16 protein-coding genes and 1 tRNA gene are annotated in these 20,603 nt (G+C 63.7%); 6 read left to right on the plus strand and 11 right to left on the minus strand.

Features of this window, described 5'->3' with window-relative positions; all coding sequences use genetic code 11:
* Window positions 1–138 precede the first annotated feature (138 nt).
* Entirely contained in the window at window positions 139–3,624 is a 3,486-nt protein-coding gene (mfd, locus tag DT068_RS23740; RefSeq protein ID WP_119392379.1) for a transcription-repair coupling factor, read from the minus strand.
* On the minus strand, window positions 3,621–3,884 hold the full coding sequence (locus DT068_RS23745; protein ID WP_119392380.1) for an FAD assembly factor SdhE: 264 nt from the start codon (window positions 3,882–3,884) through the stop codon (window positions 3,621–3,623). Before DT068_RS23745 ends, mfd begins: the two co-directional genes overlap by 4 nt.
* Before the next feature lie 77 nt (window positions 3,885–3,961).
* On the opposite strand from DT068_RS23745, the gene recG reads away from it, so the two are divergent.
* Window positions 3,962–6,076, plus strand: coding sequence for an ATP-dependent DNA helicase RecG (gene recG / locus DT068_RS23750; protein WP_119392381.1), 2,115 nt, complete (start codon window positions 3,962–3,964; stop codon window positions 6,074–6,076).
* A gap of 14 nt (window positions 6,077–6,090) precedes the next feature.
* On the opposite strand, the gene DT068_RS23755 is transcribed toward recG, so the two are convergent.
* The 5 genes from DT068_RS23755 to glmU form a co-directional block, all read right to left on the minus strand.
* Entirely contained in the window at window positions 6,091–6,501 is a 411-nt protein-coding gene (locus tag DT068_RS23755) for a RidA family protein (protein ID WP_119392382.1), read from the minus strand.
* A gap of 64 nt (window positions 6,502–6,565) precedes the next feature.
* Window positions 6,566–7,384: a DUF502 domain-containing protein gene (locus DT068_RS23760; RefSeq protein WP_119392383.1), complete on the minus strand. Its 819-nt coding sequence runs from the start codon at window positions 7,382–7,384 to the stop codon at window positions 6,566–6,568.
* A 95-nt stretch (window positions 7,385–7,479) separates the two neighbouring features.
* The gene (locus DT068_RS23765) at window positions 7,480–8,844 is read right to left on the minus strand and encodes an SPOR domain-containing protein (RefSeq protein ID WP_119392384.1); all 1,365 of its coding nucleotides are present in this window, start codon (window positions 8,842–8,844) and stop codon (window positions 7,480–7,482) included.
* Between the two features lie 371 nt (window positions 8,845–9,215).
* Window positions 9,216–11,042, minus strand: a complete 1,827-nt coding sequence (gene glmS / locus DT068_RS23770; RefSeq protein WP_119392385.1) for a glutamine--fructose-6-phosphate transaminase (isomerizing) — start codon at window positions 11,040–11,042, stop codon at window positions 9,216–9,218.
* Between the two features lie 2 nt (window positions 11,043–11,044).
* Complete coding sequence (glmU, locus tag DT068_RS23775; RefSeq protein WP_119392386.1) at window positions 11,045–12,412, minus strand: bifunctional UDP-N-acetylglucosamine diphosphorylase/glucosamine-1-phosphate N-acetyltransferase GlmU; 1,368 nt, start codon at window positions 12,410–12,412, stop codon at window positions 11,045–11,047.
* A gap of 156 nt (window positions 12,413–12,568) precedes the next feature.
* Between glmU and DT068_RS23780 the strand changes: the two genes are divergently transcribed.
* Window positions 12,569–12,643: transfer RNA gene (locus tag DT068_RS23780), tRNA-Lys, on the plus strand.
* A 102-nt stretch (window positions 12,644–12,745) separates the two neighbouring features.
* Here the strand turns inward: DT068_RS23780 and DT068_RS23785 are convergent.
* Window positions 12,746–13,219: a VOC family protein gene (locus DT068_RS23785; protein ID WP_119392387.1), complete on the minus strand. Its 474-nt coding sequence runs from the start codon at window positions 13,217–13,219 to the stop codon at window positions 12,746–12,748.
* Between the two features lie 268 nt (window positions 13,220–13,487).
* Between DT068_RS23785 and DT068_RS23790 the strand changes: the two genes are divergently transcribed.
* From DT068_RS23790 to DT068_RS23800, 3 genes are all read left to right on the plus strand, one after another.
* The gene (locus tag DT068_RS23790; RefSeq protein ID WP_119392388.1) at window positions 13,488–14,783 is read left to right on the plus strand and encodes a L,D-transpeptidase family protein; all 1,296 of its coding nucleotides are present in this window, start codon (window positions 13,488–13,490) and stop codon (window positions 14,781–14,783) included.
* A gap of 123 nt (window positions 14,784–14,906) precedes the next feature.
* On the plus strand, window positions 14,907–15,272 hold the full coding sequence (locus DT068_RS23795; protein WP_119392389.1) for a hypothetical protein: 366 nt from the start codon (window positions 14,907–14,909) through the stop codon (window positions 15,270–15,272).
* Window positions 15,273–15,337: 65 nt separating this feature from the next.
* Window positions 15,338–15,727 (plus strand): MAPEG family protein, encoded by a 390-nt coding sequence (locus DT068_RS23800; RefSeq protein WP_119392390.1) that lies wholly within the window; start codon window positions 15,338–15,340, stop codon window positions 15,725–15,727.
* A gap of 15 nt (window positions 15,728–15,742) precedes the next feature.
* Here the strand turns inward: DT068_RS23800 and DT068_RS23805 are convergent, their stop codons facing one another.
* Together DT068_RS23805 and DT068_RS23810 are read right to left on the minus strand one after the other, a co-directional pair.
* The gene (locus tag DT068_RS23805; protein ID WP_119392391.1) at window positions 15,743–16,033 is read right to left on the minus strand and encodes a PilZ domain-containing protein; all 291 of its coding nucleotides are present in this window, start codon (window positions 16,031–16,033) and stop codon (window positions 15,743–15,745) included.
* 216 nt (window positions 16,034–16,249) lie between these two features.
* Window positions 16,250–18,118: a DUF2264 domain-containing protein gene (locus DT068_RS23810; protein ID WP_119392392.1), complete on the minus strand. Its 1,869-nt coding sequence runs from the start codon at window positions 18,116–18,118 to the stop codon at window positions 16,250–16,252.
* A gap of 35 nt (window positions 18,119–18,153) precedes the next feature.
* Between DT068_RS23810 and DT068_RS23815 the strand changes: the two genes are divergently transcribed.
* The gene (locus DT068_RS23815) at window positions 18,154–19,992 is read left to right on the plus strand and encodes a potassium/proton antiporter (protein WP_368905099.1); all 1,839 of its coding nucleotides are present in this window, start codon (window positions 18,154–18,156) and stop codon (window positions 19,990–19,992) included.
* Here the strand turns inward: DT068_RS23815 and DT068_RS23820 are convergent.
* Entirely contained in the window at window positions 19,970–20,596 is a 627-nt protein-coding gene (locus DT068_RS23820) for a LysE family translocator (protein WP_119392394.1), read from the minus strand. The genes DT068_RS23815 and DT068_RS23820 overlap by 23 nt on opposite strands.
* Between the last annotated feature and the right edge of the window lie 7 nt (window positions 20,597–20,603).

Raw genomic sequence — 20,603 nt, forward strand, 5'->3', positions numbered from 1 at the left:
ATGGGAGATTCCAGCCATGTCGCTCGCCTTCCTGATCGGCGCCGTTCTGATAACCGTTATCGGCAACATGTTCGTGCTGCGCTACTTGCTGACCCGCCCGCTCGACCCGACGCTGTTCGAGGACTGAGAGCGGAAAACCTATGACGCCAGCTTGACCAGCTGGGTCATGATCTGGCGTGCTCCTTTAAGCCGGTCTTCCGGCGTTTCCCAGTTGCGCATGATCACCAGCTTCATATCGGGCCTGAGCTTGGCCAATGTCCCCTGCCCGGTGATCCATTCGACCAGCTTCTTCGGATTGGCGAACTGATCGCCGCGGAAGCCGATCACTGCGCCCTTGGGCCCCGCATCGACGCTCGCCACATTGGCCTTGCGGCACAGGAGCTTGATCGACACGACGTCGAGCAGATGCTTCACCTCTTCCGGCACGCGGCCGAAGCGGTCATGCAATTCGGCACCGAAACCTTCGAGGTCGGTTTCCTCCTGGAGATCGGCCAGCCTGCGATAGAGGCCGAGGCGCAGTTGCAGGTCGGGCACGTAGTTCTCGGGGATGAGCACCGAGGTGCCGATATTGATCTGCGGCGACCAGGTGCCTTCGCTCTCCTCGGCCTCCCCGCCGGTGCGCAATTTGGCCACCGCCTCCTCGAGCATCGTCTGGTAGAGCTCATAGCCCACTTCCTTGACATGGCCCGACTGCTCTTCGCCCAAGAGGTTGCCGGCGCCGCGTATGTCGAGGTCATGGCTCGCCAGCGTGAAGCCGGCGCCCAGTGAATCGAGCGACTGCAGCACCTTGAGGCGCTTCTCGGCGGCCGGCGTCAGCGTGCGGTTGGCGGGTGTCGTCAGCAGCGCATAGGCGCGCTGCTTGGCGCGCCCGACGCGGCCGCGCAGCTGATAGAGCTGGGCCAGGCCGAACATGTCGGAGCGGTGGATGATCAGCGTATTGGCGGTCGGGATATCGAGGCCCGACTCGACGATCGTCGTCGACAGCAGCACGTCGAACTTGCGGTCGTAGAAGCCGCTCATAATGTCTTCGAGCTCGGTCGGCGCCATGCGGCCATGGGCGGTGCGGAACTTGATCTCGGGCACATGGTTGCGCAGGAAGTCCGCCTGCTCCTCGAGATCGGAGACGCGCGGGCAGACATAGAAGCTCTGTCCGCCGCGATAATGCTCGCGCAACAGCGACTCGCGGATGACCACCGGATCGAAGGGCGAGATATAGGTGCGGACCGCCAGGCGATCGAGCGGCGGCGTGGTGATGAGCGACAGCTCGCGCACGCCCGACAGCGCCAGCTGCAAGGTGCGCGGGATGGGTGTAGCGGTCAGCGTCAGCACATGCACATTGGCGCGCAGTTCCTTGAGCCGCTCTTTGTGCTTCACGCCGAAATGCTGCTCCTCATCGATGATCAGGAGACCCAGATCGCGGAACTTCACGCTCTCGGCGAGAAGCGCATGGGTCCCGACCACGATGTCGATCTCGCCCTTGGCGAGCCCGTCCTTGACCGCTTCGATCTCCTTGCGCCCGACGAGGCGCGAGGCCTGCGCCAGCCTCAGCGGCAGGCCCTGGAAACGCTGCAGGAAAGTTGCGTAGTGCTGGCGCGACAGCAGCGTCGTCGGCACCACCACAGCCACCTGCTTGCCATTCATCGCCGCGACGAATGCGGTTCTGAGCGCCACCTCGGTCTTGCCGAAGCCGACATCGCCGCAGATGAGCCGGTCCATGGGGCGGCCCTTCTGCAGATCCTCCAGCGTCGCCTCGATGGCGCCGAGTTGGTCTTCCGTCTCCTCATAGGGAAAGCGCGCGCAGAATTCGTCATAGAGCCCGTCGGGCGGCGGCATGATCTCGCCGGGCTTGAGCTCGCGCGCCGCCGCGGTCTTGATCAGGTTCTCGGCGATCTCGCGGATGCGTTCCTTGAGCTTGGCCTTCTTCGCCTGCCAGGCGCCGCCGCCCAGCCGGTCGAGCTGGGCGCCTTCCTCATCGGCGCCATAGCGTGACAGGAGTTCGATATTCTCCACGGGCAGGAACAGCCGGTCATTGCCGGCATACATGATGAACAGGCAGTCATGCGGGGCGCCCTGCACCTCGATGGTCTTGAGTCCCTCGAAGCGGCCAAGCCCATGATCGACATGGACGACGAGATCGCCGGGCGCCAGCGCCGAAAGCTCGGAGATGAAGTCGGCGGCCTTGCGCGCCTTGCGGCCACGCCGGACCAGACGGTCGCCCAATATGTCCTGCTCGGAGAGGATGGCGAGATCGCTCGTCTCGAATCCCGCTTCGAGTCCCAGCACCACGATCGAGACGATGTCCTGCGGCCGCTTCTGCACCTCGGCCCAGTCTTTCGCCTGGGCGAGCGGCGAGACCTCATGGTCGCGCAGGATGGTCTCCAGCCGTTCGGCCGAGCCCTCCGACCAGGTCGCGATGACGGTTTTCTTGCCGGCTGAGCGCAGCGCATTGGCGTGCCCCCGCACCGCCTCATAGACATTGGCCTTCGCTTCGGCGCGCTCGGCAGCGAAACTGCGTCCCTGCCGGCCACCCATGGAGAGCACCGGCACATTGCCGCTTTCCGGCGCCTCGAACGGCGTGAAGGCGAGGACCGGCCGGTCCGCCAGGAGCTCCGTCCATTCCGTCTTCTTCAGATAGAGCCCATCGGGCTTGAGCGGCTTGTAGGGCGCGGCGCCGAAGGTCTCCTGGGTCAGCGCCTCGCGGCGGGCGTCATGGAATTCGACGATCTGCTCGAGCCGCGCATCCACCGCCTCATCGGCCGAATGATCGAGCGACACGGCCCCGTCGCGGACATGATCGAAGATCGTCTCCAGCTTCTCATGGAACAGCGGCAGCCAGTGCTCCATGCCCTGGTAGCGCCGGCCATTGGTCACCGATTCATAGAGCGGATCATTGATGTCGAGGCCGCCGAAGGCTGCGGCGTAAGCGGTGCGGAAGCGCCCGATCGTCTGCGGCGTCAGCAGTACTTCGCTCGCGGGATGAAGGACGAGCGACTTGAGCGTCGCGGTCGAGCGCTGCGACTGCGGATCGAACCGCCTGACCGATTCGAGCGCATCGCCGAAGAAATCGAGCCGGACCGGCCCTTCAGCGCCCGGCGGATAGATGTCGATGATGCCGCCGCGCACCGCGAAATCGCCCGCATCGACCACGGTGCCGGTGCGCGAATAGCCATTATGCTGCAGGAAGAGCTGCAGCTTCTCGGTATCGACATATTGCCCCGGCGCAGCAGTGAAGGTCGTCTCGGCGATGACGCGGCCCTCGGGCAGGCGCTGCAGCACCGCATTGACGCTGGTCAGCACGATCCGCGGCTTCTTGGACGGCACGGCCAGCGCCGAGAGCGCCGCCAGGCGCCGCGCCACGATACTGGCTGCCGGCGATACGCGATCGTAAGGCAGGCAGTCCCAGGCCGGGAAATTCACCACCTCGATATCGGGCGCGAAGAAGGCGAGCGCTTCGGCGAGGCTCGCCATGCGCTGGTCATCGAGCGCCACATGGATGAGCGGCTTGCCGCCGAGGAGGCGCGCCGCCTGCGCGGCCGCCAGCGCATCGAGCCCTTCCAGGACGCCCGACACGATACTGCGCCCGGAAAGGCCCAGGCGATCTTTGAGCCGATTGTCGTCGATCATGGTCTGTAGGCCAGAAGCGCCTTCAGTGTCGGCGTCGCCTGCCCTCGCGGCACCGGCTGGCCGCCCAGGATCCAGCCCATCAGCTCCTGATCGGGTATGGCGATGATCGTCTCGAGCTCATCGAGCTCGTTCGCGCTGAAACTCCCGATATGGCTGCGGGCAAACCCGCCCAGCAACAGGTCCATCTCGCGCAGGCCACGATGGCTGGCGCGCCAGAGGAGCCGCTTGCGGCGGGTTTCGATGGGTTCGGGAGTGGTCATGGACCGCCCTGCTTAGCCGGTGGAGAGATGAAGCGCAATCACTTGCGAAGCGGCTGCTGACACAGGAAATTGGGCCGATGCGACCACCCCGTCTCAACCCGCTTTTCGCCAGCGCCATCGGCCTCAAGGGCATCGGGCCCAAGCTCGACAAGGTATTGGCCAGGCTGCTGCGCCCCGGTGCCGCCACGGCGAATGCCGAGGCGCGCATCCTCGATCTCCTGTTCCATTTGCCATCGGGCCTCATCGACCGGCGCGAGCGCCCGAAGCTCGATGCCCTGCCCGAGAAGGGCATCGTCACGGTCGAGGTGACCGTCGGCAAGCACAAGCCACCGCCGCCGCATCTCAAGCGCCTGCCCTATCGCGTCGAATGTTTCGACGACACGGGCAGCCTGACCCTCGTCTTCTTTCATGCCTTTGCCGATCATCTGCAGCGCGTCCTGCCGCCGGGCGAGACGCGCTTCATTTCCGGTTCTGTCGACTGGTTCCAGGGCTCACCGCAGATCGCCCATCCCGACCACATCGTCTCGGCCGATGAATTCGCCAGGCTTCCGTTGATCGAGCCGGTCTACCCGCTGACCGCCGGGCTTTCGCCTAAAATCCTTGGCCGCGCGGTCAGGGCCGCCCTCGAAAAGATCCCGTCTTTGCCGGAATGGCAGGACGAAGCCTGGATCAAGCGCAAGGGCTGGGGTGATTTCGCGGCATCCTTGCGCAAATTGCATCAGCCGCAGACCCATGGCGATCTCGACATGCTGACGCCCGAGCGTCTGCGCCTTGCCTATGACGAGTTGCTCGCCAACCAGCTCGCTCTGTCGCTGGTGCGCAAGCATATGAAGCGCAAGGCCGGCCGCAGCTTCGCCGGCACGGGTGAGATCAGGGCGCGCCTCGTCACGGCGCTGCCCTATTCCCTCACCGCCTCACAATCATCGGCCATCGCGGAAATCCTGCGCGACATGGCCGCGCCCGAACGCATGCTGCGCCTGCTTCAGGGCGATGTCGGCTCCGGCAAGACGGTGGTGGCGCTGCTTGCGCTCGCGGCCGCGGTCGAATCCGGCGCCCAGGGCGCCTTCATGGCGCCGACCGAGATCCTGGCGCGCCAGCATTTCGCCACCTTGACGCCGCTCTGCGAGAAGGCGGGCCTGCGCCTTTCTATTCTCACCGGTCGCGAGAAAGGCCGTGTACGGAGCGATCTCCTGGCGGCGCTCGCCGCGGGCGAGATCGACATTCTCATCGGCACGCATGCTCTTTTCCAGGACGATGTCGCCTTCCATGACCTTGGCCTCGTGGTCATAGACGAGCAGCACCGTTTCGGCGTGCATCAACGGCTTGCCTTGCAGGCCAAGGCACAGGACGCCGATCTCCTGGTCATGACGGCGACGCCGATCCCGCGCACTTTGGCTTTGACGGTCTATGGCGACATGGACGTGTCCAAGCTCACCGAGAAGCCCGCCGGCCGGCAGCCGGTCGATACCAGGGTCATGCCGTCCGAGCGCATGGATGAGGTCATCGATGGATTGCGGCGCCTGCTCGAGGCCGGCGGCCGGGCCTATTGGATCTGCCCGCTGGTCGAGGAGAGCGAGCTCGTCGATCTCGCCGCCGCCGAGGATCGCGCCAGGGCGCTCGCCACGGCATTCCCCGGCCGCACCGGCCTGGTTCATGGCCGCATGAAGGGGGCTGAGAAAGACGCGGCCATGGCGAGCTTCAAGGCGGGCGACATCACCCTCCTCGTCTCCACCACCGTCGTCGAGGTGGGCGTCGATGTGCCCGAGGCGACCGTGATGATCGTCGAGAATGCCGAGCGCTTCGGCCTTGCCCAGCTCCATCAGTTGCGCGGCCGCGTCGGCCGGGGTGCCGGCAAATCGACCTGCCTCCTGCTCTATCAGGGCAAGCTCGGCGAGACCGCCAAGGCGCGCCTCACCATCATGCGCGAGACCGAGGATGGTTTTCGTATCGCCGAGGAGGATTTGCGCCTGCGCGGCGCGGGCGAGATGCTGGGCACGCGCCAGGCCGGTCTTCCGGTCTTCCGGGTGGCCGATATCGTCGCCCATGCCGATCTGCTTGCCGCCGCCCGCGACGATGCCGGCCTCATCCTGGCGCGCGACGCCAATCTCGCCACACCGCGCGGCGAGGCCTTGCGTCACCTGCTCTATCTCTTCGAGCGCGACGACGCCGTGCGGTTGATCTCAGCCGGATAGACACGAATGCCGTCTCAGCCGTCTGTGCTGCGGTCGATGACCGCGATCGCATCGACTTCAATCAGGTAGCCTGGCGACATCACCGCTACCCCGATCACGACGTTCGCGGGCTTGTGATCGCCGAAAAGCGACTTTTGGGCCTCTTCGATGATCGGCACATGTTCGTCGCGATTGTAGTCGACGATGTAAATTGTGATCTTGCAGACTTCCTCCGGCCGGGCGCCGGCGGCAGCAAGCGCGCGGGCAAGATTGCCGAACGCCAGGCTCGCCTGGGCCGCAAAATCACCGGCGCCGACCAGCTTGCCATGTATGTCTTCCGGCTGCTGGCCCGAGACGAACACCATTTTGCTTCCTGTCGCGATGACGACCTGGGTGTACATTTCAGGAATCGGCAGATCGCTGGGGTTTATGCATTTGAGCGTCATCGGATACGCCTCCTGCTATGGATGACGGGGAACTGGCTGGCGATTGCTCCGTAGTCGGACGATGTCAGGAATCGAGCTTCTTCGCGCGCGACGACGCCGGGCGCTTGCGCGCGGGCTTCGCCGCGGCTTTCCTCGGAGGCTCTTCCAGAAGCTTCCGCGCCATCTCCTGGTCGATATTGCCGCCGGCGGGAAGCATGTTCACCTGGCCATTGCCTTCCGGGAAGACGAGGCCCATCGAGATCACCATCTTCGCCGCGTCCTCGACCGGCATGTCGATGATGCGGATATCGCCGACATCGACGAAATAGACATAGCCGGAAGTGGGGTTTGGCGTCGTCGAGATATAGACCGCATACATGGCGCGGCCGGGCTCGAGCCCGATCTGTCCGCCATCCACCTCGCGCGATACGAAGACCAGCGAATAGATGCCCTTGCGCGGCCATTCGATGAGCCCGACATTGCGGAAGCTGGCGCCCGATTGCGAGAACAGCGTCTCGAAGATCTGTTTCGTGCCTTTGTAGACGGAGCGCACCACAGGCGTGCGGTTGAGCAGCCGGTCCCACAGATTGAGGATCGACTTACCGACCAGGTTAGCGGCAAATGCCCCGATCACCGTGATGCCGATGAGAGCGAAGACGAGTCCGATACCGGGAATCTGGAATGGCAGATAGCGGTTCGGATCGAGCAAGGGCGGGATCAGCGGGCGCAGCCAGGCGTCGAACAGGGTCACGAACCAGTATGTCGCCCACAATGTGATGGCGATCGGCGCTGTGACGACAATACCGGCCAGGAAATAGGTTCTGAGTTTTCCGGCAAGGGAACTTGACGTCCCCAGCGGGCGCTTCGGCGAGACGTCGTCGGACATAGGGGGTGGCGAGGACATGCCCTTATCTGCATGACCGCGCCGTCTGAGGCAAGCACCACCAAATGACGAAATCCCCTCTCCGACGGAAAGGGGATTGTCTCAAAAATCCGTGATCAGGAGTCGATCCGGCTGACGAAGCAGGAGAGCCCGCGCGATTTGAGCTTGCCGCAGGCGGACTTGGCGTCGTCCTGCGAGTCGAAGCCGCCGAGCCTGAGACGGTAATAGACGCCCTTCTTGCCGAGATCGGCGCGCACCACCACGGGCTTCATCTCATTGAGCGCCTTGTGGCGGGATTTGAGTTTCTCCCAGGTGCCCCAGGCCAGCTTCTCGTCCTTGGCGGAGGAGAGCTGGACCGACCAGCCGGTGAGCTGGACATCGCTGCTCTGGGCGGTCTGGTCGGCCTGCGCGGCCGTGGATTCCGTATCGGCCGCAGGCTCGGGCAATGCCTCGACGGCGACGATCTGCTCGGCCGCGGGCTTCGCCTTGCTCCTGGCGGCCGCGGGCTGGGCCTCAACCGGTTGCGGGATGGCATCTGCCTGGAGCGTGTAGTCGGTCGCGGACTCCTGGTTCGCGGCTGGCTCGACGCTGGCGGTGAGCTGCCCGTCTTCCGGCGGGATGCGGTCGTCGAAGAGTTTCTGCGGCCTTGCCGGCACCGCCGTCACCATCTGCACCGGCAGGTCGCCGACGAGTTGCATCGGCGGCTTGACCGCTTCCGGCAGCTCGTCCTTGCGCACAATCTGCTCGGGGCTGGTGATCGATGCGGTGATCAGCTGGGCATCCGGATCATTGCCATCCGCCACGGCGGCCACGGTGCCGAGCGCCGCCAGCTTGCTCTTCGCCGGCTCGTAGGAGGGATTGGCGGCAACCGCTTTGGCAAGCGCATCCTTGGCCTCGGGCAGGCGACGCAGCTGCTCATAGGCCAGCGCCTCGCCGTAATAAGCCAGATGCGGCTGCGGATGCTTGAAGCGGAGGGCCTTCTCGTAATCGCTGAGGGCAAAGAGATATTGCCCGTTCTCGCGCAGGATGGTGCCGCGCAGATAATAGGCATGGGCGAATTCCGGATCGAGGAACAGCGCGCTGGTGAAATCCTCGATGGCGAGCACCGGCTGCTTGAGCTTCTGCTGCGACAGGCCGCGATTATAGAGGGCCGTGGCGCGCAGTTTGGCGCTCATCGCATCGATCCTGAGCGCCGCGGTGTAATCGTCGACGGCGCGGTCATGCTCCTGCGCCTGCTGATAGGCAAAGCCGCGGTTGATCAGCGCATTGGCCAGCTGCTCCGGCTTGAGATCGCGCGCTTCGATGGCCTGCGAATAGCCGGCAATGGCCGTCTGGACGTCGCCTGCCTGCAAGGCAGTGCGCGCCTGGGCTGACAGGCTGGCGGAGGAATTCTCGTTCGTGGCAATGGTGCCGCCGACCGCCGCAGGCGCAGCAAGAAGGGCGGAACATACACACGCAAGCAATACTGACCGGACTCTCATGGGGCCTGAGAGTGGATCATTAAGGTTAAAGCTTAGCTAAAAGCATCGGCCCGAAAAGTGCCTCGCGGTTTTCGGGCAAGCTGATGCGACAGAACAAAGATCGGCCTGAAAAGTTTCGGACTTTTCCGTTAAGACGATGCGCCAAAACAAGGCATCAACTCTCCCTCCGCCGCGCAAAGCGCGGGGAGGGTGGCGCGCGGAACGCGCGACGGGTGGGGTGTCGACGCGAGGGATATCTCACAAGCAAAGCTTTTGCGTGCCGGACGTGCCAACCGTTGAGCACAGACTGGCGGAGACACCCCACCCGTCCGCCCTGCGGGCGTCCGCCCTCCCCGCGCTTTGCGCGGCGGAGGGAGAACTTCCGAGACCTCTCACTCCACCGTGACCGATTTGGCCAGGTTGCGCGGCTGGTCCACGTCGGTGCCCATGAACACCGCCGCATGATAGGCGAGGAGCTGCACGGGGAGCGCGTAGAGCAGCGGGCTGATGAAGGCATGCGCCTTGGGCACCCTGATGCGCTGGAAGGTGCGCTGGCCATGGGCTTCGAGCCCCGCATCGTCAGTCAGGAGCACGATCTTGCCGCCCCGCGCCGCCACTTCCTCCATATTGGAGACAGTCTTGTCGAAGAGATCGTCGCGCGGCGCGATGACGATGACCGGGACATTCTCGTCGATGAGCGCGATCGGGCCGTGCTTCAGCTCGCCCGCCGCATAGCCCTCGGCATGGATATAGGAGATCTCCTTGAGCTTGAGCGCGCCCTCGAGCGCGATCGGATAGTTCACGCCGCGCCCCAGATAGAGCACGTCCTGGGCATGCGCCACTTCGCGCGCCACCTCGCCGATATGCTTCTCGTCTTTCAGGATCTCGGCCATGTGGCGCGGCGCCTCGACGAGCGCCCCGATGAGCTCGCGCTCCTGCTCGCGGCTGATGGCGCCGCGCGCCTTGCCGGCGGCGACCGCGAGCGCTGCCAGCACGGTGAGCTGGCAGGTGAAGGCCTTGGTCGAGGCGACGCCGATCTCAGGCCCCGCATAGGTGCGGATGGCCGCGCCCGCCTCACGCGCGATAGTCGAGCCCGGCACATTGACGAGTGCCAATGTCTCCTGCCCTTCAGCCTTGCAATAGCGCAACGCCGCCAGTGTGTCGGCCGTCTCGCCCGATTGCGAGATCACGATGGCCGCGCCCTTTTTCGGCATCGGCGCCTCGCGATAGCGGAATTCGGAGGCGATATCGACTTCGGTCGGAAGCCTGGCATAGCGCTCGAACCAGTATTTGGCGGTGAGCCCGGCGAGATAGGCAGTGCCGCAGGCGGTGATGGTGAGGCGGTCGAGATTGGCGAAATCGATCTTCACCTCCTCGGGCAGCCGCGCTGCGCGCTCGGAGAAGTCGGCATATTCGGCCAGCGTATGGCCGATCACTTCCGGCTGCTCGGCGATCTCCTTGGCCATGAAATGGCGATGCTTGCCCTTGTCCGCCATGAAGGCCGAGGCTTGCGTGAAATTGATCGGGCGCACCGTCTGGCGCCCTTCGGCATCGAGGATCTCCATCGATTTGCGCGTTAGCACCACCCAGTCGCCATCTTCGAGATAGGTGACCCGGTTGGTGAAAGGGGCGAGCGCGATCGCATCCGATCCCAGATACATCTGCCCGTCGCCATGGCCGACCGCGAGCGGCGCCCCCATGCGGGCGCCGATCATCAGGTCATGTTCGCTCGAGAACAGCACGGCGAGCGCAAAGGCGCCTTCCAGCCGCTTGAGCACGCGCGCCACCGCCTCACGGGGGGCTGCTCCCTTGGCCCGCTCACGCGCGATCAGATGCGCCACCACTTCCGTGTCGGTCTGCGAGGTGAAGACGAAGCCGTCCTTGGTGAGTTCTTCCTTGAGCGGCCTGAAATTCTCGATGATGCCATTGTGGACGATGATGACATCGCCCGAAATATGCGGATGCGCATTGGGCTCGTTGGGCACGCCATGCGTGGCCCAGCGCGTATGGCCGATGCCGGTCGTGCCCGCGATCGGTTTGGCTTTGAGCTTGTCCTCGAGATTATGCAGCTTGCCGGGCGCCCTGACGCGCTCGACGCGGCCTCCTTCTATCGTGGCGACCCCGGCTGAATCATAGCCTCTGTATTCGAGCCGCTTCAACGCCTCGACGATGCTCCGGGCGACGGGCTCGGTGCCCAGGATGCCGACAATGCCACACATGTTTAACGCTTGCCCCTCTGCAGTTTCTTGGCTTTCTTCAGCTCACGGTATTTCTTCGCCCAGCCGGCCTTCACCACCTGCTGGCCGCGCGCAATGGCGAGCGCATCTGCCGGAACATCCTGGGTGATGACGCTGCCGGCCGCGATATTCGATGCATCCCCCACATTCACCGGCGCCACCAGCGCCGTGTTCGATCCGACGAAGACGTCCGCACCGATCTCGGTGTGATGCTTCTCGAAGCCGTCATAATTGCAGGTGATGGCCCCCGCCCCGATATTGCTGCGCGCACCGACGCTCGCATCGCCGATATAGGTCAGATGATTGGCCTTGGCGCCCTCTCCGATCCTGGCCTTCTTGATCTCGACGAAATTGCCGATATGGGCGTCCTTGCCGATCTCGGCGCCGGGCCTGAGTCTGGCAAAGGGTCCGATCCGCGCCCCATCCGCGATTGCCGCGCCTTCGATATGCGAGAAGGCCAGGATCTCGACATTGTCGCCGATCCGCACATGAGGACCGATGACGACATGGGGCTCGATCGTGACATCCTTGCCGATCTCGGTATCGGCCGACAGGAACACTGAGGGCGGGTCGATCAGGGTCGCGCCATTGTCCATCGCCTCCTGGCGGTAGCGCGCCTGCAGCAGGCTTTCGATCTGGGCGAGCTGGGCGCGCGTATTGACGCCATGCACCTCGGCTTCCGGACATTCGGCGAGCGCCACCTGGCGACCTTCGGCGACGGTGAGGCCGACGAGATCGGTCAGATAATATTCGTGCTTGGCATTGTCATTGGTGATCCGCGGCAGCAGCTCCCAAAGAAGCTTGGCCTTGATGGCGATGAAGCCTGAATTGCACAGGTCGATGCGCCGCTCGTCGACCGTCGTGTCGAGCTCCTCGCGAATGGCGACGAGCTTGCCGGAGCGGTTCTGGATCAGGCGGCCATAGCCTGTCGGATTGGCCGCCCTGAAGCCCAGGACCGCGAGCGGGCTTTCCTCGCTCACCGCCTGCGCCAGCGCCGAGATCGTTTCCGGGCGGATGAGCGGCACATCGCCATAGAGGACGAGCACCGTGCCGTCGAAGCCTTTCAGCCCGTCTTGCGCGATGCCGACCGCATGGGCAGTGCCCTGGCGCTTCTCCTGGATGGCGATCACCGCATCGCCGGCAATGGCGCGGGCTTCGGCACCCACTTCGGGCATGCCCGGGCCTGATATGACGACGGTGCGCTCAGGCTTCGCCTCGGCCGCCGAATGGAGCACATGGGCAAGCAGCGTGCGGCCGGCCGCCTTGTGCAGGACCTTGGGAAAATCGGACCGCATGCGGGTCCCCTTTCCGGCGGCAAGGACGACGACTGCAATGGGCTCGCGCTTGGGCATGGTGTCTCCAGAAACGGCCCGGCAAGTTAGGGGCCAGGGCTGAACAGTCTCTTACAGCAAATGTCGTGCCTTTTTCCAAAGGCGGGATTTGGGCATTAACGGCTTTCTATTGACCCCGTGGGCCACGGCAACTATGGTCCGCCCGCCCTATCGGTTGGGCCCGTAGCTCAGTGGCAGAGCATCTGACTTTTAATCAGAGGGTCGATGGTTCGAACCCATCCGGGCTCACCAATTTTGGTAATAAAATCAATAAAATATAACTAACGCCCAAGCCCTTCGGCCGGAACGGAGGCCAGCGCCCGAGCTGGCCTGGCCACCGCCGGAATCGGGATGTCATCCCCGCCGCGCCGCTTCGATCTTCGCGACGTCGATCTTCCTCATATCCATCATCGCATCGAAGGCGCGCTTTGCTTCCGCCCCCCCGGCCGCCATCGCTTCCGTCAGGACGCGCGGCGTGATCTGCCAGGAAATTCCCCATTTATCCTTGCACCAGCCGCAGGCGCTCTCCTGGCCGCCATTGCCCACGATCGCATTCCAGTAGCGGTCGGTCTCTTCCTGGTCTTCAGTCGCGATCTGGAAGGAGAAAGCCTCGTTATGCTTGAAGGTGGGACCGCCATTGAGACCGATACAGGCCACGCCGGCAACGGTGAACTCCACCACCAGCGCATCGCCTTTCTTGCCGGAGGGGAAGTCGCTGGGAGCATGGTGGACAGCGCCCACCGAGCTGTCGGGAAATGTCTTGGCATAGAAGCGGGCAGCGGCCTCGGCGTCCTTGTCGAACCACAGGCAGATCGTGTTCTTGGCCATTTCTCCTCCTTGGCGGTTGTATCCGGCATGACTACGCCGGCAAACCCGGCACCGGAAGGACAAAACGCGGCTACGCTCGGGAAAGTTCCGGCAGCCGGCCCGGCCTTTGTTTCGGCGTTTTTTCGCTGCAATAGCGGGAGCACAACAGCAATAAGTCTTTGGGGATTCGGCAGTTTCGAGCAGCCTGCGCATCAATGCGTTCAGCGCCCTTGAAGTGGGTTTCGGACTCCATTTTTGACTGCTTAAGGAAGAAAGGGTTGCGCCCCTGATGGTATCGATCTGGCAATCTGGTCCGCGTCGCGGGGTGGCCGTCGCCGCGTTGTTGCTCGCCCTGACATCCATGCCGGTTTTTGCGCAGGACACGCAGGATAGCGGGTCGACGGCGCCAGCCATTCCCAAGCCCTCCACCTCCAGCAAGCTCGCGACCCACACCCAGATCGTCGCCAATAATGACGAATTGGCGATGCTGACGGCGGGCTCCGAACAGGCGCTGGCCGACGCGATCGTGATGTACCGGCAGATCGTCAAGAATGGCGGCTGGCCGCAGATCACCAGCAGGAAGCTGGCCAAGGGCGCCAGGGGCGAACAGGCCCTGCTGCTGCGTCAGCGGCTGATCTTCGAGAACTACCTGCCCTTCGACACACTGGGCGCAGCCGACGCCTCATTGTTCGACGCCCAGATGGTCGAGGCGGTCAAGGCGTTCCAGATCAATCACGGTCTGGTGCCGACCGGTACCGTTGCTCAGCGCACCCTTAGCGAGCTCAACATCCCCGCCGAGGTCCGCCTCTCGACACTGCTCGAGAACCAGCCCCGGGTCGCGGCCTATGCGCAGGACCTGGCGCCGCGCGCCATTCTCGTCAACATCCCCTCGCTGCAGCTCGAAACCGTCGAAGACGGCCGGGTCTTCTCGCGTCACAATATCGTCGCCGGCAAGCTCGATCGCCCATCGCCGACCCTGGTCAGCACGGTCAGCGACGTGACTTTCAATCCCTATTGGAAGATCCCGGCCTCGATCGTCGAGCGCGACATCGTTCCGCATTATCTCAAGGACCGCAGCTATCTCGAAAACATGCAAATCCGGGTGTTCGATGGAGTTGATGGTCCGGAGATCGATCCCGCGACGGTCGACTGGGCGACGACGCCGCCCGAGCGTTATTTCTTCCGGCAGGACCCGGGCGAGAACAATGCCCTGGCCTCGGTGAAGATCAACTTCCCCAACAAGTTCATGGTCTATATGCACGACACGCCACACCGCGAGCTGTTCGGCAGCAATGCGCGGTTCGAAAGCTCGGGCTGCATCCGAGTGGATCAGGTGAAAACGGTCATCGACTGGGTGCTGCGGGATCAGGCGGACTACAGCCCCGATCAGTACGACCAGATCATCGAGAATCGGGAACCCTATGTGCGGAAGGTACAGTCACCGCCAAGCGTTCGCTTCATGTATCTGACCGCATGGGCGACGCCTCAGGGCGCGATCAATTTCCGACCCGATATCTATCATCTTGATGGCAAGGGCTTCGTCCTCGGCCAGCCGGAACCGCGCGGCGTCCAGTCGACCGACTGACGCCCGGCGATTACGGAACTTCCTTCCAAACAATCCTAGCCGGGGTTTAGACACCTGTTTCCAAGCCGAAACCGTTTGTGTTATGCAACGGTTGCCCGCCAAGTCGGGCTGGGGAGGACGGCAATGAAATCTGGCTTGGCCCTTTTGGGAGCCATGGTCTTGGCTGTGGGCTGCGCATCCAAGTCCGAGAATATCCAGGCGACCTACATGTCGCCAATGGTCTACGAGCCCTACACCTGCGAGCAATTGGCCCAGGAGGGCCAGCGGATTTCCGCCCGCGCCGCCGAGGTTGCAGGCGTCCAGGACAAGAACCGCAAGAACGACACGATCAAGACGACCGTCGGTGTTATCCTGTTCTGGCCGATCCTGTTCGCCAATGAAGGCGATGGGCAGACCGCCGCCGAACTGGCCCAGCTCAAGGGGCAGAAGAAGGCCATCGAAGAGGCCTCGATCAAGAAGAACTGCGGTATCCGGTTCCAGAAATCCTGACCACCAGCCTTTGATGGGGTGGTGCCTGTCCGGTAGGATCGACTCGATCGACCGGAGGCTGACAAATGACCACCGACCTTTACATGCTGGCCTGGACAGCCGCCTTCACGGCACTTCTGTGGGTTCCCTACATCCTGGCGCGGATCATGACCTATGGTCCGCCCGAGACGATAACCTACCGGGCGGATGACAAGCCCCTGCCCGTCTGGGCCGCGCGGGCGAAAAAAGCCCATTCCAACGCCATCGAGAACCTCGCTCCCTTCGCGTCGCTGGTCATCGCCGCCCATCTTTCGGGCGCCGCCAATGCGACGACGGCGATTGCGAGCATCGTCTATTTCTGGGCCCGCATTGCCCATTACCCCGCCTATATCAGCGGGCTTCCCGTCTTGCGCACCTTGACTTACGCCATCTCCTGGGCCGCCATGATGGCCATTTTCTTCGCGATCGCGACATAGCGCGCATCCTGGCTTTCACCATTTTCGCAAGGTTGCCGGCTTGGGCGGGCCTGTGAACTCGACGCCCATCCTGTCTCCCTTGCGCCATCGCGTGACGGACGGATAGACCTTGCTCTCCGAAACGACGAGCAGCCCATAGTCCGATGGAATGAGTGTTGCCATGGGAACTTCGAGCAGCGCTCCGGACTGGCTCAGATCGCGGATGCGCACGTCGATGGCACCATGCAGATGGTGCGAGACGATCTTCCCGTCCTTGAGGACGCGGCGCCTGGAATCCCTACGCGCTTTCTGCTCGGTGGCCGTCATGCTCAGTGACCGTCATGAAACCATGCAACTCAACCTGATATGCCGTCCTCCATCTGCGTCGCGCGAAATGGCGGAGTCGTCAAGAAATTCGTTGATTCTTGCCAAATGGGCGCAACCAATTTGCCCTTAATTAAAAGCGTGTTTGGCTTGCCCCGTCAGGCGGCTGATTGAACTGTGAGCCGTCGGTCCAACTGAAGGAGGGTCTCATGAAAGTGCTCAGACCGCGGCGCCGCGGCGCGCGACCAGCTCTTCCAGCTGCCTGATATCGGGCCTGGCCGGTGGGGTTTCCAGCGCCTTGCGCACTGCCTCGGGATTGCCCTCGGCGATGACCGCCGTGAACAGGATCGTCTCTCCGGCCGGCAACTGGCCGAACAGCTGCGGGACGATCGCCTTGGGCACAAGGAGATTGGTGTTGACTGACGTCGCATGGACGCGCAGCCGGCGCATCACGCTCGATCCGAGATCGACGACCGCCGAGCCGTCCTCGGCCGACAGGACGGCGGCCACAGTCGGCCCGACAAGCTTGTCCTTGGCCGAGACTCCATCCGCCTTGATGGCGAAGCCGCCTTCGATGGTCATGATCGGCCCCGGAGACTTTATCCGGTGGACGCGGATGTGGAATGATCCGTGCCAATAGATCCAGGTTTCGACCGTGATGTCGGGATAGGGACGCCACCGGCAATATAAGGTTTCATCCGCAAGCTGCGCCGCATCGCTCGCATGGCGGACGCGAAAATACCGGCCGTCCTCGCTGAAACCGATCATGTTGTCGAGCGTCGCTCGGTCGAAACGGCGCAAATTGCCTTCGATGCTGAAGCCGTAGCGGGCCGAAAAAGCGAACTTGGCGTATTTCTCCGCACCGAACCGGTAGTCGGGCACGAAACGCCCGGACACCAATGCAATGGCATCGCCTTTCGGATTGGCGATGATCATTCCCGCCTGTTTCAACGCCTTGGGCTTTTTGCGCTGCGGGCTCGGCATCTCCGCGCTTTGCCAGAACGGATGCGTGGCCGGCAGCGCCAGCGGCAGAAAGGCCTGCAGCGCCCAATAGGGCGACTGCGGCGAATTATACTCCTCGGCGATCAGGGGATTGCCGTAGCCATAGCCGATATCGAGCAGGCCGCCGGGCGCCGAGATCGGCAGTCTCGACCACCAGCGCAGATGCCGCAGATAAAATCCCTTCAGCTGGCCCCACGGCATCGCCTCCTCATCCGCAAAGGCGAAGCCGCCGAAATAGGCTGCCGCGGCGAACCGGTAGGTCATCGAACGGCCATAGACGAGGACCGCGCCGTCATCGGCGAACCAGCGGCTGATGTCCTTGATCGATTGCCGCGCTCGCGCGCGATAACGCCGGGTCGTTTCCGTCTCGGGCGTCAGCCTGGCGAGGATCAGTCCAAGGAAATGGAAGATGAAGGCGGCATAGTGGTCGACATATCCACCGGGGCCGTCGCGGTACCAGCCCTCTCCCAGATAGTTGGTCTCAAGCGATGCAATATGGCTTTCGCCGCCCGCCGGATCATCCGGACCGCCGATCTCCTTGATGCCCATGTCGAGCATGAGGCGGAAGAACTTCCAGTTGCCGTCATGATACTCGCATTGGCGGGCCGCGAGGAAATAGGCCAGCGCGCGCTCCTTCTCCCCGGCCGACAGGGGATGCCAGATCTGGTCTGGCACCAGACGCAGCGACAGGCCGATCACCGCCAGCTCGACCAGGCGCTGATCATGCTTCCTGACATCGCCCCAATATTCCGGATGGTCCGGATCGGTGCCCGCCGCAAGTCCCCGTCTAATCGGTTTCCAATCGATCCAGGTGGCGCCGCCGGCCTGGGCCGCCGCCAAACCCCATAACGGGCGGGCAAAGCCTTCGAGATCGGCCGCAGCCTGATCGAACCAGGCTGCGGCCGGCCCAAGTCTGACCCGGGCGCCACCTGGCGAGCGGCAGCGCTCGAGGGGAATCACCAGGGCCTTCAGGGCGTTTTCCACATCGGCGCGGTCCTTGAACGGGTTGCCGCCGAATGGATTGGCGAAATCGGGGGGAAAATCGAAGCCGGTCACCCCGCCATCATAGCGAATTGTCCATCGCATGACAGAGCGCTTGGTTTTTCAAAGGTCGCTCTGCTATGGCTCGGACCATGGAGCAGATCGGCCTTATCAATCTTGGACTTTTGTTTCTGGCCGTTCTTATCCTGGTCGGCATCGCCTCGAGCCTCATCGCCACGCGGTTTGGCGCGCCGTTGCTGCTGGTTTTTCTCATCATCGGCATGCTGGCGGGAGAGGACGGACCGGGCGGCATCGTCTTCAATGACTACCGCCTGACCTATCTGATCGGCACCGTCGCTCTGGCGGTCATCCTGTTCGACGGAGGCTTGCGGACAAGACTTGCCGTCTTCCGTGGCAGTCTCCTGCCGGCAAGCCTCCTCGCCACGGTGGGTGTCGTCATCACCGCGGCGCTCACCGGCGCCGTTGCCTGCCTGGTGCTCGGCCTCTCCTGGCTCCAGGGCCTGCTGCTCGGTGCGGTGGTAAGTTCGACCGATGCCGCGGCCGTCTTCTTCCTGATGCGTGCCGGCGGCCTGCAATTGCGCCGCCGCGTGGCGGCGGCACTCGAGATCGAATCGGGCACCAACGACCCGTTCGCGGTCTTCCTCACCATCGTCCTGGTCGAGCTCATCATGCTGGGCGCCCAAGGCTCGAGCCTCGATGTCGTGATCCTGCTGCTGCGCCAGGTGGTCATCGGCACGGTCGCGGGGCTCGTCGGCGGATATCTCCTGGTCCAGGGCCTGAACCGCATGGCCCTCCCCTCCGGGCTCCACCCCCTCTTTGCCATCACCGCGGCGCTCGCCATCTATGCGGCGGCGGCCGCGGTCGAAGGGTCGGGCTTCCTCGCCGTCTATCTGGCGGGCCTTGTGCTCGGCAACCGGCCGGCCCGCGCCTTCCCCTCGATCCTGAGCTTCCACGATGCCGCGACCTGGCTGTGCCAGATCCTGATGTTCCTGGTGCTGGGCCTGCTCGTCACGCCCTCGAAGCTCTTAGGCTATCTCCTGCCCGCCTTCGTCATCGCGGTATTCCTCATCGTCATCGCCCGCCCGGTGGCGGTCTGGCTGTGCCTGCTGCCGTTCAGGTTCACCGCGCGCGAAAAGGCCTTCATCTCCTGGGTGGGCCTGCGTGGTGCCGTGTCGATCTTCCTCGCAGCCATCCCCACACTTTCCGGCGTCGCCAATGCCGAAGTCTATTTCAACGTCGCCTTCGTCGCCGTCTTCATCTCGCTCCTGGTCCAGGGCTGGACGCTCACCGCAGTGGCGCGCGGGCTCGATGTGGCGCTGACCGAGACGGCCGCCGAGACCCAGCGCGTCGAGATCGATCTCCCGGGCCAGACCAATCTCGAAATGGTCGGCTTTCCGATCATCGAAGACAGCCCGATCCTTACCCGCCCCGACCTGCCCTCGTGGATCCAGCCGGTCATGGTGGCGCGCCAGGAGAAGGTTCTGACCTGGGCCGACGCCAAGGCCCTGAACCCGGGCGATTATGCCTATTTCCTTGTGCCAACCGAACGGGCCCAGCGACTCGACCGCCTTTTCGCCGCCTCCGACGCCATCCATTCGCACCATCCGGTCGCCGCCTTCAATTTCACCGGCGACATCTCGCTCGATGAGCTTGCCGCGGCCTATGGTCTCTCAGTACCTGACGATCTGCGCGGCCTCACCATCACCGAGGCCTTCCGCCTGCGCTGCGAGGACCGCATCGGCATGGGCGACCGCATCCAGCTCGGTCCCGCCTCGCTGACCGTCCATGAGCTCGAGGACGAGGACGTGAAACAGGCGTCGCTTGAGATCGATGAGGTCGAATTGCCGGTGGCCTCGACCTCCGCCCTCGCCGAGTTCAGCCTCTATGGCAGGCTGCAGCGGTTCGTGGCGCAGCTGGCGGAGCGGTTCAACCCGACTAAGCCGTCGGCCGGCGCGTGAACATCAGTGCCAGGCCGAAGCCGATCATCATCGCACCACTCGTCCGGTTGAACCATTTGAGCACATTGCCCTTGCGCAGGTAGCGGCCGAGCCTGGCGCCGATGAAGGAATAGACCACGATCGCGAAGGCCTCGAATACCAGGAAGGTGAGGCCCAGGATCGTGAAGCTCAGCGCATAGGCCTGAGGATCGACAAATTGCGGGAAGAAGGCGGTGAAGACCAGAATGGCCTTGGGGTTTCCCGCCGCCACCCACAATTCCTGCAGCGTGAGCTTGCGCAAGGATAAAGCGGGCTTGCCCGGTTCGCTGTCGAGGAGAGGGGCCTTGGCACGGATCAGGTTGATCCCGATCCAGACGAGATAGGCTGCTCCTGCCCATTTGACCGCGGTGAAGACGGTTTCGGATGTCGCGAGCACGGCGCCAAGGCCGACGCCGGCAATGGCGATCATGATGGCGAAGGAGACGATCCGGCCCGCCGCCGCAAGGATGGCGGGTGTGATGCCGCTGCGCGCCGCATTGGTGAGCGACAAGAGATTGTTCGGCCCGAATGCCATGTTGATGGCGAAGCAGGCCGGAGCGAAGAGAAGGAAGGTTTCGAAGGGCATGGGATCA

It is taken from the genome of Taklimakanibacter lacteus (assembly GCA_003576695.1).
Taxonomy (GTDB): domain Bacteria; phylum Pseudomonadota; class Alphaproteobacteria; order Rhizobiales; family Aestuariivirgaceae; genus Taklimakanibacter; species Taklimakanibacter lacteus.